At 44.8% G+C, this 1,105-nt stretch carries 2 protein-coding genes; one reads left to right on the top strand and one right to left on the bottom strand.

What is annotated here, in order from left to right; genetic code table 11:
- On the top strand, nucleotides 1-604 hold a 604-nt coding region (locus AB5935_RS26285), incomplete at its 5' end, for an acetyl-CoA hydrolase/transferase C-terminal domain-containing protein (protein WP_368327903.1).
- Nucleotides 605-836: 232 nt separating this feature from the next.
- Here the strand turns inward: AB5935_RS26285 and AB5935_RS26280 are convergent.
- Nucleotides 837-1,105: D-alanyl-D-alanine carboxypeptidase (locus AB5935_RS26280; protein ID WP_368327902.1), on the bottom strand; the 269-nt coding region annotated here is incomplete at its 5' end.

Genomic DNA, 1,105 nt, shown 5'->3' with positions numbered 1-1,105 from the left:
GAAATTCGGTAGCGCCTGTTCACTGACTGTTACAAATGACTGTCTGGAAGGCATCTACAACGATATGGATTTCTTCCGCGACAAACTGGTTCTCCGTCCGTCGGAAATCTCAAACAGCCCGGAAATAGTACGCCGCCTCGGTATCATTTCTATCAATACAGCCATCGAAGTTGACCTGTACGGCAACGTAAACTCTACCCATATCGGCGGAACAAAAATGATGAACGGTATCGGTGGTTCGGGAGACTTTACCCGCAACGCTTACATCTCTATCTTCACTTGTCCGTCTGTGGCCAAAGAAGGGAAGATCAGCGCGATCGTACCGATGGTATCCCACCACGACCACACGGAGCACGATGTCAACATCGTTATCACCGAGCAAGGTGTTGCCGATCTTCGTGGCAAGAGCCCGAAAGAACGCGCACAAGCCATCATCGAAAACTGTGCACATCCTGACTACAAACAGCTTCTTTGGGATTACCTCAAACTGGCCGGTAACCGGGCACAGACCCCACACGCTATTCAGGCTGCACTTGGTATGCACGCAGAGTTGGCTAAGAGTGGCGATATGAAGAATACTAATTGGGCTGAATACTCAAAGTAAATATAATATAGAGTATAGAATTTACAGTATTCGATTCAAAACAAGTATAATTGTATTCTCTGGTAAACAAAATCCTACGATTTTTGCTTATTAGAGAATACAATTGTCCTTTTGTAGAAGAATCAATAAAGAGCCCTCCATGGAAAATAGTACCTGCCTCTTGACAACATAGAAATCGGATTCAACAACGGAATTCCACTTTGGTTGTACGGGCTAATGTATTCATATCAGCCTATTTCCCAATAATCACCTCACACACCTTATCCTGAAATGCTCTCGCTTTAGCCGCCGAAAGTACATTCTGGTTCATAATGGCAAATGCCACTTCATGTCCGTTCTTCATCTTCAGATAGCCTGCAAGCGCATTTATTGCCGTAAACGAGCCTGTTTTGGCATAAACATTCCGAAAAGCAGGAGTACCTTTCATCCGGAATTTCAAAGTTCCGTCCACCCCACCAACGGGAAGTGATTTATACAACATCTGAAACACTTCTGTTTGCG

Source organism: Phocaeicola sp. RTP21198st1_B8_RTP21198_201120 (assembly GCF_040929485.1).
GTDB lineage: Bacteria > Bacteroidota > Bacteroidia > Bacteroidales > Bacteroidaceae > Phocaeicola > Phocaeicola dorei.
Note: the sequence above shows the minus strand (reverse complement) of the source record. Positions and strands in the feature narration are given on the sequence as shown.